This window comes from Rhodopseudomonas telluris (assembly GCF_042432815.1).
GTDB lineage: Bacteria > Pseudomonadota > Alphaproteobacteria > Rhizobiales > Xanthobacteraceae > Rhodopseudomonas > Rhodopseudomonas telluris.
Window position 1 is genome coordinate 194,500 of record NZ_JBHLWM010000012.1, and the last position, 13,094, is coordinate 207,593.

Sequence of the window (13,094 nt, forward strand, 5' to 3'; positions counted from 1 at the left end):
GGGACGGCGTCCGCCCGCTCTTGATGACCCATGACGGTACGATAGTACGCCGAGTTTCCAGGTTCCAGTTAACTTCAATTTCGGGTTTGCAACGCTAGCCTTCAATCATTGATTTTCTCGATTGGCGGTTGCAAATGGATATTAGTCTTGCCGAGCGCCTGGGCTCTGCCGATCGCGGGGATCTGCTCGCCCGCATCGCCCGCTTTGTCCGGGCCAATAGCCGCCTGATCGCCGGCGGGCTGCTGTTTCCCAACCTGCTGTCGCTGCTGACGCTGACGTCGCTGGTCGATATCGGCCTGCCGCCGCGCACCGAGAGCATTCTGTTCTACGCCTGCGTGGCGTTGATCGCGCGGCCCCTGCGGTTCGTCTTCGTCGTGCCGCTGTTTCTGGCGGTGCTCGCTTTCGATCTGGTACGCACGCTGGCGCTGATGTTCGGCATGGCGCCGTCCGAATTCCTCGCCGCTTTCGAGCACGCGCAGCGGGTCGATCTGTTCGCCTCGCCGCTGTATGTGGCGCTGACCGCCGCGATCGTTGCCACCACCATCGCGTCGCTGGTCTGCCTCAGCAGCCGCAAGGCGCTTGTCGCCGCCAATGCGCCGGCATTCTTCGGGCTGACGCTCGCCTTCGCGGCGGTCGATTTCGCCTGCAATGTGTCGCCGCACTATCACCTCGGCTGGATGGTCGGTCGCAGCGAGCAGGTGCAGTCGGCCGCGGAGGTCTCGGGCTTCGGGGCTGCGGCGGGCGAGGGCCGCCGCGACGTCGTGCTGGTGATGGTGGAAAGCCTCGGCTATCTGCGCGACCCGGCGGCGCGCGCACGGATCGCCGCGCCGCTGCGCGACCCCGGGCTGGCGAAGGACTACGTGGTGACGTCCGGGCAAACGACCTATTTCGGTTCGACCACGTCGGGCGAGATGCGCGAGCTGTGCGGCACGCGGATGTTCTACAAGGACTATGTGGCGCAGGATGCCGATCGCTGTCTGCCCGACCGGCTGGCGCAGCGCGGCTACGCCACCGTGGCGGTGCACGGCTTCGTCGGCGGCATGTTCGAGCGTCACCAATGGTATCCTACCATCGGCTTCGACCGCTCGCTGTTCGGCGCGGAGCTGATCAAGACGACCGGCCGCGTCTGCGGCGATTCCTTCCGCGGCGCCTGCGACGCCGATCTGGCGCCGCTGCTCGCCGCGGCGCAGCCGGCGGATGCCGGCAATGCGCCGCGCTTCGTGTATTGGCTGACGCTCAACAGCCACGTTCCGGTCGCGCCCGATCAGGCGCGCACCAATTTCGCTTGCGGACATGACGGCGGCCCGTTCGGGCAAACCGATGTCTGCCGCATGGCGGAGCTCTGGCACGACGTGTTCAATGTCGTCGCGCAGCTCGCCCGCGATCCGGCGCTGCGGCGGCCGGAAATCCTGATCGTCGGCGATCACGCGCCGCCGCTGTGGTCGAAGCGCGGCCGGGCCCAGTTCGAGCCGGGCCAGGTCGCCTGGTACAGGCTGCAGCCGCGCGGCGAACCCCAGCCGCGGATGCGGATACGGGAAGCCGGGGTCGGCACGCTTCAATAGGCGCGGACGGAAGCCGGCGGGGCAATAACGGGTGGCGATGGCCTTCGGGCGTCGGTTCCGCGTCGTGGAAATCGCTCGATCGTGGTCACGACCCGCTTCGGCGGCGGATCCAGCGCAGGCGCGGGCTGCGGCAGGATAAAGCGGTCCGCGAAATTGTCCTGAGCCCTGGGAAAGCGATCGTCGAACCTCGCGCCGGTGGTTGCCGGCCGCGCGGTGGCTGCAGCCACTGCCTCGGCGGCCCGCGCGGTGGAGCAGGCGAGCGGCAGCATGGCGAGCAGCACCAGCACCCGCACCGGCCGCGCACCACGCCATGCCGCGCCGCCGGCTCGGCGCCGATCATCCGGCATCGATCTCGCGGACGCCGACGCGTGTTGCATGATCACCGCAATCATCTGGGCGTCGCCGGCAGCAAAACAGAGCGGAGGGAGCGGCGTGGACGCAAGTTCCACGGAAAGTTCCTGATTTGCCGGCCGGCCACCAGCCTGAGACAATTACGAGGTCAGGGCGCGCCCCTTCGCTGCAACGCACGATCTCTGCCGCTCACAAAACGCCGTGCGCCGGCACGTCCCGTCGTCTCATTTGATCGCGCCGCCGCGTCGCATTGCGAATGGCTGGCGAAGCCCCGCGCGCGACCTATATCCACGTCAGCAGTCCTTCCCATTCCCGAAGCTCCCGTGAGACGCTTGGTGTTGTTACTTCTGATGTTGCTCGTCGTGCCGATCGCCGTGTCGGCCGGCAAATACATGCTGGGCGATCGCAGCGTCTCGTGGCAGTCGGCCGATCGCTCCAGCGCGGGCCTGCTGCCGCCCGCGGCCGAGCATCCGGAGGCGCTGGTCCGCGTGTTCGCGGCCCGCACGGTGCGCTGGCGCGGCATCTTCGCGGTGCACAGCTGGATCGTGGTGAAGCCGGCGAATGCCACGCGCTACACCCGTTACGACTACACGGCGTGGGGCGATCCGATCCGGGTCAACGGCTTCGTCGCCGATGGCCGCTGGTTCGGCGACCTGCCGCAACTGATCGCCGCCGCCGATGGCGAGGAGGCGGCCGCGATGATCCCAAAGATCGAGGCCGCGATCAAAAGCTACAAGCTCAACGCCTATGGCGACTATCGTGCCTGGCCGGGGCCGAATTCCAACACCTTCGTGGCCGCCGCGCTCGCGGCGGTGCCGGAACTACGCACCACGCTGCCGCCGACCGCGATCGGTAAGGACTATCCGTGGGATGGCGGCTGGATCGGCTGGACGCCGTCCGGCACCGGCATCCGCGCCACGCTCGGCGGCTATGCCGGCCTCACGCTCGGCTGGATCGAAGGCATCGAACTCAATGTGCTCGGCGCCGTCCTCGGCCTCGACCTGCGCCGCCCTGCGATCAAACTGCCCGGCCTCGGCCGCATCGGATTGAGCGCGGTGTGAGCGCCGCGCGTGGCGCTCGTCGCGCCGCGGACGTTGGGCAAAGCGAAGCGTGCCCACCTCAGTCTTTCCTAGTTTTTTCCGAACCTTGCTCAGCAACTCGACGTCGCGCGTGAGCACGGCGCCACGTCCCTTTGCGGACGCTACGAGTCGTGGTGGTGGCCGCAGCCGCAATCCGGCGCGTTGACGCCGCGCCACAGCGCGTAGCGCCACGGCGTGTACCAGCGGGCGCCGGCGGGCAGGGTGGTCGGCACGTTGTCGATGCCCGAGGTGCCGAACGGATTGCAGCGCAGCAGCCGCGCCAGCGTCATCCAGCCGCCGGCCCACAGTCCGAACCGGCCGATCGCCTCGTCGCCATATTGCGAGCAGGTCGGCAAATGCCGGCAGTTCGAGCCGACCAGCGCCGAGAACGTGTGCCGATACACCCAGATCAGGCCGCGCCCGGCATTGCGCGGCAGACGGGCGATCGTCTGCGCGGTAGTGGTCGCGGTCGCTGATAGTTTGACGAGCACTGTGCCTCGCAACTCATCGCTGAACTGCCGGGTTCCTCGGCGTGGAACGCGCGCGTGGCTGCAAATGCGCCACACACACGGAATTATCGCACTTTCTTGAGTGCGGCGCAGCAGGAGTTGATTGCTTTGCGATTGATCAACGCGGGATTTTCCATGACCATTAGATAACGCAAGCGTGACAGATTCTACGTCGGTCGGACTGGAACCTTTTGCGCCATCGCTGACGGAGATGTGAGGAGGCTCGGTGAACGCCGCTGTCTTGTCCCGGTTCGCTCGATCCGCGCTGCTACGCGCCGCTGCGCTCGGCCTCGTGCTGGTCAGCGCCGCATCCGCTCCCGTCGGGCTGGCGAAAGCCGGCGGCACGCTTGAGGCGCGCAAGCTGCCGATGCGGTTCGACTGGGTCGTTTGCGAACCGAACTGCGGCGGCTGGATCACCGCGGTCGGCATCGTCACCGCCGACACCCCCAAGGATTTCGACGATTTTGCGCGGGCCCGCTCGCTCGACGGCGCCGCGCTGGTGCTGGATTCCAGCGGCGGCTCGGTCAACGACGCGATCGCGCTCGGCCGGCGCTGGCGCAAGATGGGCCTGCGCACCACGGTCGGCGTCAGTGTCCAGACGCAGACGCCGGCGGGGATGCGCGCCAGCATCGTGCCCGAGGCCTATTGCGAGTCGATGTGCGTGTTCCTGCTGCTGTCGGGCACCACGCGCTACGTGCCCGACGGCGCGCGGGTCCGCGTCCACCAGATCTGGATGGGCGACCGCGCCGACGACGCACGCGGCGCCAGCTACACGGCGCAGGACGTCACCATTATCGAGCGCGATATCGGCCGGCTGGCGAAGTACACCTTCGACATGGGCGGCACCGGCGACCTGCTGCAGCTCGCGCTCAGCGTCGCGCCGTGGGAAGACCTGCATTTGATGTCGCGGCAGGAGCTCGGCGACGCCAATCTGGTCACCACCCAGGCGATCGCCGACCTGCTGCCGCAGCAGGGCGGCCCGCCGCAGAGCGTGGCGTCCGGTGCGGCCGCGACGCCCGTTGCCGCCGCGACGCCGGTCGCCGCAGCCGAGCCGAAGCCGCTCCAGGACCGCTTCGTCCAGGCCCCGGCCGCCCCGACCAAAACCGCCGAAGCCGCGCTCCCGACCGGCGGCACAGCGCCGACCTCGCCGCAGCCGCCGGGGCATTAGGCACACCCCATCCCCATGCCCCGGACAAGCCGCGGCGTTCAACGCCGCGGCGCCGATCCGGGGCCCCGGTTGGGGCCTTGCGGCCAGTCACAGGGCTCCGATTGTCCATTCCCGACGACGGAAGATAACCGGGGTCCCGCATCTGCGATGCATCGCTGCGCGCTGCATCTTCGTGCGGGACACGGGAAGGGGGCACGCTTCGCTTTGCCAAGCCTGCAAGGCTAGGCCGTCGCCGCTTCCCGCTTCGCCTCGATCTGGCCGATTGCATCCACCACCGCGTCGAACGTCAGCAGCGTGGAGGCATGCCGGGCCTTGTAGTCGCGGACCGGTTCTAGCACGGCGATATCGGCCCATTTGCCGTCCGCCGGCGGCGCGCCGTTGTCCTTCAGCATCGCCCGGACCGCGTCGCGCAGGGCGCGGAGTTCGCCGGCGGTCGAGCCGACCACATGGCTGGCCATGATCGACGACGACGCCTGGCCGAGCGCGCAGGCCTTGACCTCGTGGGCGAAGTCGCTGACCACGTCGCCGTCCATCTTGATGTCGACCTTCACGGTCGAGCCGCACAATTTCGAGTGAGCGGTGGCGGTGGCGTCCGGGTCGGGGAGGCGTCCGAGCCGCGGAATATTACCGGCCAGCTCGATGATCCGCTTGTTGTAGATGTCGTTCAGCATGCGCGGGAATCCGGGCCGGCCCGTCCATCGCCGACGATTCGGCGGAGCTGTCTTGGCGGTTCCGGCGTATCATCTTATATAGGAGGGGCGGCTGCGAAGAACAGTCCGCCGGACCGTGCGAAACCGCCGTCCGTATCTGGTGAGCCGCGGGGCGGATCAGCCTGCTGCGGTCGCCGTTGGGATCAAGACGCAAGGCGGTGGACCGCCCGTCCTGCCCGGTGACACATCCGGCCGAAAGGCCGGTCGAACGGAGTGAAGATGGACGCCAAGATCAAGCCGCTGCGGACCGGCAAGCTGCCGGAGGCCCGCACCGATTTTCAGCCCGCCGAGCTCGACCCGTCTGAGTTCCTCGCCGCCGCCGTGCAGCCGGATCAGCCGCGGCCGTCGCGCGCCGAGGCCGAGGCCGCGGTCAAGACTCTGCTGTCCTATATCGGCGAGAACACCGACCGCGAAGGCCTGCTCGATACCCCGCGCCGGGTGGTCGAGGCCTATGACGAACTGTTCCAGGGCTACCACCAGTGTCCGGCCGAGGTACTCGACCGTACCTTCGGCGAGACGGCCGGCTACGACGACTTCGTGCTGGTCCGCGACATCAGCTTCACCTCGCATTGCGAGCACCACGTGATGCCGTTCTACGGCAAGGCGCACATCGCCTATACGCCGGTCGAGCGCGTCGTCGGCCTGTCGAAGCTGGCGCGGCTGGTCGAGATCTTCGCCCGGCGGCTGCAGACCCAGGAGCATCTCACCGCGCAGATCGCCGCCGCGATCGACGAGGTGCTGAAGCCGCGCGGCGTCGCCGTGATGATTGAGGCCGAGCACACCTGCATGTCGGTGCGCGGCATCGGCAAGCAGGGCGCCTCGACCTTCACCAGCCGCTACACCGGCATGTTCCGCGACAATCCGGCGGAGCAGGCGCGGTTCATGTCGATGATTCGCAACCACCGCTAAGTCGGCGGGACTGCGAGAGGAATTGCTCGTGACTTCATTTGCCGGGTCAACGCCCGCCCTCGACGATGTCGAGGAGGGCATCGCGCTGCGTCCGAAATTCGACGCCAGCGGCCTCGTCACCTGCGTCACCACCGACGCGCGTTCAGGCGACGTGTTGATGGTTGCCCATATGAACGCGGAAGCGCTCGAGAAAACCGTCCAGAGCGGCGACGCCTGGTACTACAGCCGCTCGCGCAAGCGGCTGTGGAAGAAGGGCGAGAGTTCCGGCCACGTCCAGAAGGTGCTGGAGATGCGCGTCGACTGCGACCAGGACGCGGTCTGGATCAAGGTCGACCAGTCCGGCGGCGCCGCCTGCCACACCGGCCGCACGTCTTGCTTCTATCGCCGCATCGACCGCGACGCATCGGGCGAGCCGCTGCTGACGATGGTCGATGCCGAGCGGCAGTTCGATCCGGACAAGGTGTACGGGAAGTAGCCGCGGTCCCGGCCGTGCTTGGCGTTTTAACCGGGGCCCCGGATCTGCGCAGCAGCGCTCCGCGCTGCAGCGTGTCCGGGGAACAGTATCCCGTGTCCCGCACGCGGCGCAGCGCGCAGCGGTGCGCCGCAGATGCGGGACCCCGGCTGAGCGGCGCCGCAGGTCATACCTCAGCGAGTCAGTTCCCGCGCATTAACCCCTCGTTAACCATACCTGCCGCAGGGTCGCGCCACGGCGCCGCGCTGGATGCGGACGCAGCGCGCTCGGGGAGCGGGGGCTTCCATCATGTCGACCGATATCGTCACGTCTGCGGTCTCGATCGTCGACCAGGCGCGGACGCGGATCGCCGGCGCGATCAAGCAGGCCGCGGGCGCGACCGGCGCCAGCTTCGAATATCTGCTGACGACCGCCAAGATGGAGTCGGACTTCAACCCGCAGGCGTCGGCGTCGACCTCGTCGGCCAAGGGCCTGTACCAGTTCATCGACCAGACCTGGCTCGGCACCGTCAAGGAAGCGGGCGCGCAGTTCGGCTACGGCGCCTATGCGGACGCGATCAGCAAGTCGCCGTCCGGCAGCTATTCGGTCAGCGATCCAGCCGCCAGGCAGGCGATCATGGATCTGCGCAATGATCCGGTGATCAGCTCGGCGATGGCTGGCGCGCTGACGCAGTCCAACAGCTCCAAGCTCACCGCCGAGATCGGCCGCCGTCCGACCGACGCCGAACTCTACATGGCGCATTTCATGGGCGCCGGCGGCGCCGCCAAGCTGATCAGCGCCGCGCAGGACAATCCGAACGCGGTGGGCGCCGCGCTGTTTCCGAACGCCGCCGCGGCCAATCAGTCGATCTTCTACGACCGCACCGGCAATGCCCGCAGCGTCGCGCAGGTCTACGACAACCTGACCTCGCGCTACAACGCCGCGGCGAGTTCGCCGGCGACGCAGAGCGCGATGATCGCCGCGGGCGGCGCGCCGATGGTGCTGGCCTCGGCACCCGACAACGCCGCCTATCTGTCGAGCTTCCCCGACGTCCGCGGCGTCTTGCCCGCGAGCGGCACCACGACCGCCAACGCCGCGCCGTCCTCGACGCGGCAGTCCGGCGAGCCGATGTTCCGCACGCTGTTCCTAGGCGGCGACCGCAATGAGCCGATTTCGCCGGCCGTGCAGCAGCTCTGGACCAACCCGGTGACGCCATCAAACGCGACCTCCGCGCTGCCGGCCGGCTCCGCGACGCCGGGCGTGTCCGGCCCCAGCCTGTCCTACGCGCCCACCACCTCGACAACGCCGGCCGCCGCCGGCCTGTCCTACACCCCGACCGTCCGCACGCCGACTCCGCTCGACCTGTTCAGCGACCGCACCGGCACCTTCGCGAGCTGATCACGCCGGAGGGGTTGCAGCGGCTTGAGCGCCGTGCCCACGCGCAGCGAAGCATCAAGAGAATAATTCTCCGTCTCACGCCGCTCGATAACACGTTTCTTGTGACACCGACCTCTCCCCGAGTCATTCCGGGGCGCTCGCGCAGCGAGCGAACCCGGAATCCACACTCCCCGGCGGCTATTACTTAGCTACGAAGTCACCGCCGAGCGCTGTGTGACGCACGCAAGGCGACTCCGTGCTTCACCGCGACTCCAGGGCCTATGGATTCCGGGTTCGCGCCAAGAGGCGCGCCCCGGAATGACGAGCGAGAGGTGATTAGTTCGCTTGACTGTCTCCGCGCCCCTTGGTTAACAATTTCTGAACTTAACAAATCGTCAACGCCATTATGGTGAACCCTTTGTTAAGTCTCATGGTTTACGAATGGTGACGTTCGGTATCGCCTCGCGATGGCGGTGGTTGCGTCAGTCAGTCAGCCGGAATGGCCATGATCGTTCGGCAGTTCATCAGTTGGATCCGCCACGCGCCCGCCGGTGAGCGCGCCGAAGCGACAAGGGCGTTGGCGCGGGCCTGGCTGATTTCAGATCTCACCCCCGACGACCGCGCTGCCGCCGAGGGCGCGCTGCTGATGATGCTGGACGACGTCTCGCCGCTGGTGCGGCAGGCGATGGCGCAGGTGTTTTCGCGCAGCGTACGTGCGCCGGCCGCGATCGTCCGTGCGCTCGCCGCCGATCAGGCCTCGGTGGCGCTGCCGGTGCTCGAATTCTCGCCGCTGCTGCTCGACGCCGATCTGGTCGATCTGGTCGCGACCGGTGACGACGCCGTGCAATGCGCGGTCGCGCGCCGCGTTCGGCTGCCGGCCGCGGTGTGCGCGGCGATCGCAGAGGTCGGCTCCGCCGCTGCCGCGCTCGAACTCATCGAGAATCCGCACGCCGAGCTGGCGCCGTTTTCGTGGGACCGCATCGTCGAGCGCCACGGCCATCTCGCGGCGATCCGCGAGTCGATGCTGGTGCTGGAGGATCTGCCGGCGGCGACGCGGCTGGCGCTGGTCGCCAAGCTGTCCGATACGCTGCAGCAATTCGTCGTCGCACGCGGCTGGCTGTCGGCCGATCGCGCCGCGCGGACCACCGCGGAAGCGCTCGACCGCTCCACCGTGACTGTGGCGGCGCGCTCGCGCGGCGACGACATGCGCGCGCTGATGCAGCATCTGCGCGCCACCGGCCAGCTCACCGCGGGGCTGATCCTGCGCGCGCTGCTGTCAGGCAATCTCGAATTGTTCGAACACGCGCTGGCCGAACTGTCCGGCCTGCCGCAGGCCCGCGTCGGCGCGCTGCTGCACGCCCGCGGCGCAAGTATCAACGCGCTGCTGGCGCGGGCCGGCCTGCCAGAGACGACGTTCGCGGCCTTCCGCGCCGCGCTCGACGCGCTCCACGAGATCGGCTTCGTCGACAGCGAGAACGGCGCGGTCCGCCTGCGCCGGCTGATGGTCGAGCGCGTGCTCACCCGCTGCGAAACCAGCGAAGACGCCGCCGCCCCCCTGCTGATCCTGCTCCGCCGCTTCGCCACCGAATCCGCCCGCGAAGACGCCAGCGCCTTCTGCGACGACATGCTCGCCGAGCACTTCGTCTGGCGCCTCGAGCGATTGGCGGCGTAGCTCAATCTCCCCGTCATTCCGGCGCATCGCCCCACCACCAGCGTTCGTCATTCCGGGGCGCGAACGCAGTTCGCGAACCCGGAATCCATCACCCCTGCGGGTGCGGTCCAGCACAGCCGCGGTGAGGCCGGTTTAGCCAGAGAGTCCAGGGGCTATGGATTCCGGGTTCGCGCTCCGCGCGCCCCGGAATGACGGTGAGGTGGTGCAGTTGACGGCGATCATTGCGGCCTGCGTGCTGTGATCTAGCCTCCCGAGAGGCCGTCATTCCGGGGCGCGAACGTAGTGAGCGAACCCGGAATCCATATCCCCTGGACTCGCGATGGCGTACTACGTCTACATGCTCGCCAGCGGGAAGCACGGGACGCTGTATATCGGCGTGACGCGCGACCTGGTGCGCCGGGTGCACGAGCATCGCAGCCATGCGGTGCCGGGTTTCACGGCTCGCTACGAGGTCTGCGTTCTGGTGTGGTTCGAGATCTACGAGGATGCCCTGACAGCGATCGCGCGCGAGAAAGATCTCAAGAAATGGCGCCGCGAATGGAAGGTGCAGCTGATCGAGGCGCAGAATCCGGCGTGGGTCGATCTGTTTCCCGGGATCAGTCAATAAGCCCGGGATTCCGCGGCGCGAGCGCAGGTCGCGAGCTTGGAACTACACCCCTGCGCATGCAGTGGAGCACAGCCGCGGTGAGGCCAGTTTGGCCAGAGAGTCCAGGGGCTATGGATTCCGGGTTCGCGCTGCGCGCGCCCCGGAATGACGGGGAGGGGCCGCGGCTTATGACTCCCCCGGCACGATGCTCGGGGCCAGGATCGCTTCGAGATGCTCGGGGCGGTCGCGGTTGACGGAGGCCAGGTATTCGTCGGCGACGCTGCGGAGTTTGCGGATCAGGGCGCGCTGCAGGTCGGCCTTGCTGGGCGCGGCGCCCTCGCGGACGATCGCCTGCACGGCGTCGACATGGTTGGCGAGCAGTTCGTCCGGCACGCGCGCCAGATCCGGCGCGTGCTCGATGACGCGGCACAGGCTCTCGGCGGCGGCCGCCGCGGCCGGATAGCCGAAGGTGGCGGCGTCGCCCTTGATGTCGTGCGCGGCGCGAAACAGTTCGCCGCGGTTGGCGGACGACACGCCGTCGCGCCGCAGCGCCGCGAAGGCGGCGGCGAGGCGGTCGCATTCGACGCTCATCCAGCCGCCGAATTCACCCGACAGCTCGGCCAGCGCCTGTTCGGCGCGCGCCACCGGATCGTCGGCGGGCTCGTCGCCGATCCGGCGCATCACCTTGCGCAGCGGATTGGCCTGGGTGAACACCTGATGATCGGGGAAGGTCGCGACCTGAATGTCGCCGGGGCGTTTCCTGGGCATGGCGTCAGCTCGTGACCTTGGCCTTGTCGAGCAGCGACGGCTGCTGAATGATGTCGGCCTCGCCGGTGCCGCGCCGCTCCGGGCCGATATAGCCGCCCGACGTGTTGCGGCGGCGGTCGGGGCCGAAGTAGTTGCGTGTCTTGATGAACGGGCGCGGGCTCGCCACCACGTTCAGCACCCGCTGATACAGCGATTTCGACGAGATCGGCTTGGCCAGGAACTCGGTGATGCCGGCGTCGCGCGCCAGCGTCACGCGGCGCTTCTCCGAATGCGCGGTCAGCATGATGATCGGCACGAACGGGTTGGCCTTCGAATCCGGCTGCCGGATCATCTGCGCCAGTTCCAGCCCGTCGAAGATCGGCATTTCCCAGTCGGTGATGATGATGTCGGGCGCCGCGTGCGTCGACATTTCGAGCGCGGTGGCGCCGTCCTCGGCTTCGTACACTTCGCGGGCGCCGAACGAATGCAGCAGCGTCCGCAGGATGCGGCGCATGTGCGGATTGTCGTCGCAGACCAGGAAGCGCAGCTTGTTGAAGTCGATGCGAAACATGAGGACACTTCGGGCGTTGCCGGCGCGCGGGTTACGTCGTGTTAACGATAAGCGGGCGGCGTTAAGGAAGGGTTGCGCGGGCGCTTCCGCTGCGGCGCGGCGACGAATGCTGCGGCGCAGGCCGCATGGCTCCGATGCGCCGGGAAGGGGCCACGAGCCGCTGGCGGAATGAAGGCCCGCCGCTAAGCTCGGCGCGCTTCGCCCGGGCAGTCCGGCGCGGAGCTAACAACAATCTGGAGGGAGGGACTCATGGCGACGAGGCGCGATTTCATCAAGACCGCGGTGGCGGCCGGCATCGGCGGCGCGGCGCTCGGCGAGCTGGCACCGGCGAAGGCCGCGGCGGCCGCGACGGCGGCGGCGCCGCAGATGCCGCGGGGCCTGACGCTGCTGGCGATGCAGCAGGAAGACGGCAGCGAGACGCTCGGCGTCAAGCTGGACAACGGCGTGCTCGACGTTTCGGCCGCCGGCAAGGCGCTGAACATCGACGTGCCGCAGTCGCTGGAAAGTCTGCTGATGGTCGGCGGCGTGCCGGCGCTGGAGCGGGTGGTCGCCGCCGCCAAGGACAAGCCGGATTTCGTCAAGGACGAGGCGTCGATCAAGTTCGGCCGGCTGTTCACCGCGCCCGGCAAGATCGTCTGCGTCGGCCTCAACTACAAGGAGCACGCCGAGGAGGCCGGCGAGAAGCTGCCGAAGGAGCCGATCCTGTTCAACAAATACAACAACACGCTGGCGCCGCATCGGACGACCATCAAGCTGCCGCCCGCCGAGGTCTCGACCAAGTTCGACTACGAGACCGAGCTGGTGATCGTGATGGGCAAGACCGCCCGCAACGTCTCGGAAGCCGACGCGCTGAGCTACGTCGCCGGCTACGCGGTCGGCCACGACTTCTCGGCGCGCGACCTTCAGCTCGAAAAGGGCGGGCAGTGGATGGTCGGCAAGACGCTCGACGGCTTCGCGCCGATCGGGCCGTATTTCGTCTCGGCCGATCTGGTCGATCCGAACAACCTGACGATCGAGACCTATGTCAACGACGAGAAGGAGCCGCGGCAGAAGTCGAACACCGCGAAGTTCATCTTCAACCCGCAGAAGGTGATCTCCTACACGTCGAAACTGTTCGCGCTCGAACCCGGCGACATCATCTTCACCGGCACCCCGTCCGGCGTCATCATCGGCATGCCGAAGGACAAGCAGGTCTGGCTGAAGAAGGGCGACCGCATCACCAGCAGGATCGAGAAGCTCGGCACGCTGATCTTCGATCTGGCGTAAGCGGGGCGCGGCACTGGCCGCCATCAACCTCTGCTCACACATTCCGTCATGGCCAGGCTCGTCCCGGCCCTGACGGGTGGAAACGCAAACGCCTGATCTCGAAGGCCGCATTTCCAGTCAGGCTTTGAGGAGCCCG

The 13,094-nt window shown here is 67.9% G+C and carries 14 protein-coding genes; 9 read left to right on the plus strand and 5 right to left on the minus strand.

Going from position 1 to position 13,094, the window contains the following annotated elements; all coding sequences use genetic code 11:
* The first annotated feature begins 134 nt into the window (after positions 1–134).
* The gene (locus tag ACFFJ6_RS24850) at positions 135–1,562 is read left to right on the plus strand and encodes a sulfatase-like hydrolase/transferase (protein ID WP_378393007.1); all 1,428 of its coding nucleotides are present in this window, start codon (positions 135–137) and stop codon (positions 1,560–1,562) included.
* Here the strand turns inward: ACFFJ6_RS24850 and ACFFJ6_RS24855 are convergent.
* Positions 1,556–2,011, minus strand: coding sequence for a hypothetical protein (locus ACFFJ6_RS24855; RefSeq protein WP_378393009.1), 456 nt, complete (start codon positions 2,009–2,011; stop codon positions 1,556–1,558). The two genes, ACFFJ6_RS24850 and ACFFJ6_RS24855, sit on opposite strands and share 7 nt — an antisense overlap.
* A 252-nt stretch (positions 2,012–2,263) precedes the next feature.
* Here ACFFJ6_RS24855 and ACFFJ6_RS24860 point away from each other — a divergent pair, with 252 nt between their 5' ends.
* Positions 2,264–2,974, plus strand: coding sequence for a DUF3750 domain-containing protein (locus tag ACFFJ6_RS24860; protein ID WP_378393168.1), 711 nt, complete (start codon positions 2,264–2,266; stop codon positions 2,972–2,974).
* Between the two features lie 140 nt (positions 2,975–3,114).
* Here ACFFJ6_RS24860 and yidD read toward each other — a convergent pair whose 3' ends face one another.
* Entirely contained in the window at positions 3,115–3,483 is a 369-nt protein-coding gene (gene yidD, locus ACFFJ6_RS24865) for a membrane protein insertion efficiency factor YidD (RefSeq protein ID WP_378393011.1), read from the minus strand.
* A gap of 244 nt (positions 3,484–3,727) precedes the next feature.
* On the opposite strand from yidD, the gene ACFFJ6_RS24870 reads away from it, so the two are divergent.
* Positions 3,728–4,669, plus strand: a complete 942-nt coding sequence (locus ACFFJ6_RS24870) for a COG3904 family protein (RefSeq protein ID WP_378393013.1) — start codon at positions 3,728–3,730, stop codon at positions 4,667–4,669.
* Positions 4,670–4,890: 221 nt separating this feature from the next.
* Here ACFFJ6_RS24870 and ACFFJ6_RS24875 read toward each other — a convergent pair whose 3' ends face one another.
* On the minus strand, positions 4,891–5,340 hold the full coding sequence (locus tag ACFFJ6_RS24875) for an iron-sulfur cluster assembly scaffold protein (protein WP_378393015.1): 450 nt from the start codon (positions 5,338–5,340) through the stop codon (positions 4,891–4,893).
* 258 nt (positions 5,341–5,598) lie between these two features.
* Here ACFFJ6_RS24875 and folE point away from each other — a divergent pair, with 258 nt between their 5' ends.
* From folE to ACFFJ6_RS24900, 5 genes are all read left to right on the plus strand, one after another.
* Positions 5,599–6,288 (plus strand): GTP cyclohydrolase I FolE, encoded by a 690-nt coding sequence (gene folE, locus ACFFJ6_RS24880; protein ID WP_378393017.1) that lies wholly within the window; start codon positions 5,599–5,601, stop codon positions 6,286–6,288.
* A 28-nt stretch (positions 6,289–6,316) separates the two neighbouring features.
* Positions 6,317–6,763: a phosphoribosyl-AMP cyclohydrolase gene (gene hisI / locus ACFFJ6_RS24885; protein ID WP_378393019.1), complete on the plus strand. Its 447-nt coding sequence runs from the start codon at positions 6,317–6,319 to the stop codon at positions 6,761–6,763.
* Positions 6,764–7,048: 285 nt separating this feature from the next.
* On the plus strand, positions 7,049–8,137 hold the full coding sequence (locus tag ACFFJ6_RS24890) for a transglycosylase SLT domain-containing protein (RefSeq protein WP_378393021.1): 1,089 nt from the start codon (positions 7,049–7,051) through the stop codon (positions 8,135–8,137).
* 484 nt (positions 8,138–8,621) lie between these two features.
* The gene (locus ACFFJ6_RS24895) at positions 8,622–9,788 is read left to right on the plus strand and encodes a DUF2336 domain-containing protein (protein ID WP_378393023.1); all 1,167 of its coding nucleotides are present in this window, start codon (positions 8,622–8,624) and stop codon (positions 9,786–9,788) included.
* Positions 9,789–10,107: 319 nt separating this feature from the next.
* Positions 10,108–10,395 carry a GIY-YIG nuclease family protein gene (locus tag ACFFJ6_RS24900; RefSeq protein WP_378393025.1) on the plus strand — a complete coding sequence of 96 codons (288 nt, stop codon included), beginning with the start codon at positions 10,108–10,110 and terminating at the stop codon, positions 10,393–10,395.
* A gap of 165 nt (positions 10,396–10,560) precedes the next feature.
* Here ACFFJ6_RS24900 and ACFFJ6_RS24905 read toward each other — a convergent pair whose 3' ends face one another.
* Positions 10,561–11,142, minus strand: coding sequence for an Hpt domain-containing protein (locus ACFFJ6_RS24905; RefSeq protein ID WP_378393027.1), 582 nt, complete (start codon positions 11,140–11,142; stop codon positions 10,561–10,563).
* A gap of 4 nt (positions 11,143–11,146) precedes the next feature.
* Entirely contained in the window at positions 11,147–11,692 is a 546-nt protein-coding gene (locus tag ACFFJ6_RS24910) for a response regulator (RefSeq protein WP_054163181.1), read from the minus strand.
* A gap of 249 nt (positions 11,693–11,941) precedes the next feature.
* On the opposite strand from ACFFJ6_RS24910, the gene ACFFJ6_RS24915 reads away from it, so the two are divergent.
* On the plus strand, positions 11,942–12,958 hold the full coding sequence (locus tag ACFFJ6_RS24915) for a fumarylacetoacetate hydrolase family protein (protein WP_378393029.1): 1,017 nt from the start codon (positions 11,942–11,944) through the stop codon (positions 12,956–12,958).
* Positions 12,959–13,094: the final 136 nt, after the last annotated feature.

Coding starts and splice junctions, on each gene's coding strand:
- ACFFJ6_RS24850 (WP_378393007.1), top strand. CDS start 135: ATGGATATTAGTCTTGCCGAGCGCCTGGGCTCTGCCGATCGCGGGGAT.
- ACFFJ6_RS24860 (WP_378393168.1), top strand. CDS start 2,264: ATGTTGCTCGTCGTGCCGATCGCCGTGTCGGCCGGCAAATACATGCTG.
- ACFFJ6_RS24875 (WP_378393015.1), bottom strand. CDS start 5,340: ATGCTGAACGACATCTACAACAAGCGGATCATCGAGCTGGCCGGTAAT.
- folE (WP_378393017.1), top strand. CDS start 5,599: ATGGACGCCAAGATCAAGCCGCTGCGGACCGGCAAGCTGCCGGAGGCC.
- ACFFJ6_RS24890 (WP_378393021.1), top strand. CDS start 7,049: ATGTCGACCGATATCGTCACGTCTGCGGTCTCGATCGTCGACCAGGCG.
- ACFFJ6_RS24895 (WP_378393023.1), top strand. CDS start 8,622: ATGATCGTTCGGCAGTTCATCAGTTGGATCCGCCACGCGCCCGCCGGT.
- ACFFJ6_RS24900 (WP_378393025.1), top strand. CDS start 10,108: ATGGCGTACTACGTCTACATGCTCGCCAGCGGGAAGCACGGGACGCTG.
- ACFFJ6_RS24905 (WP_378393027.1), bottom strand. CDS start 11,142: ATGCCCAGGAAACGCCCCGGCGACATTCAGGTCGCGACCTTCCCCGAT.
- ACFFJ6_RS24910 (WP_054163181.1), bottom strand. CDS start 11,692: ATGTTTCGCATCGACTTCAACAAGCTGCGCTTCCTGGTCTGCGACGAC.
- ACFFJ6_RS24915 (WP_378393029.1), top strand. CDS start 11,942: ATGGCGACGAGGCGCGATTTCATCAAGACCGCGGTGGCGGCCGGCATC.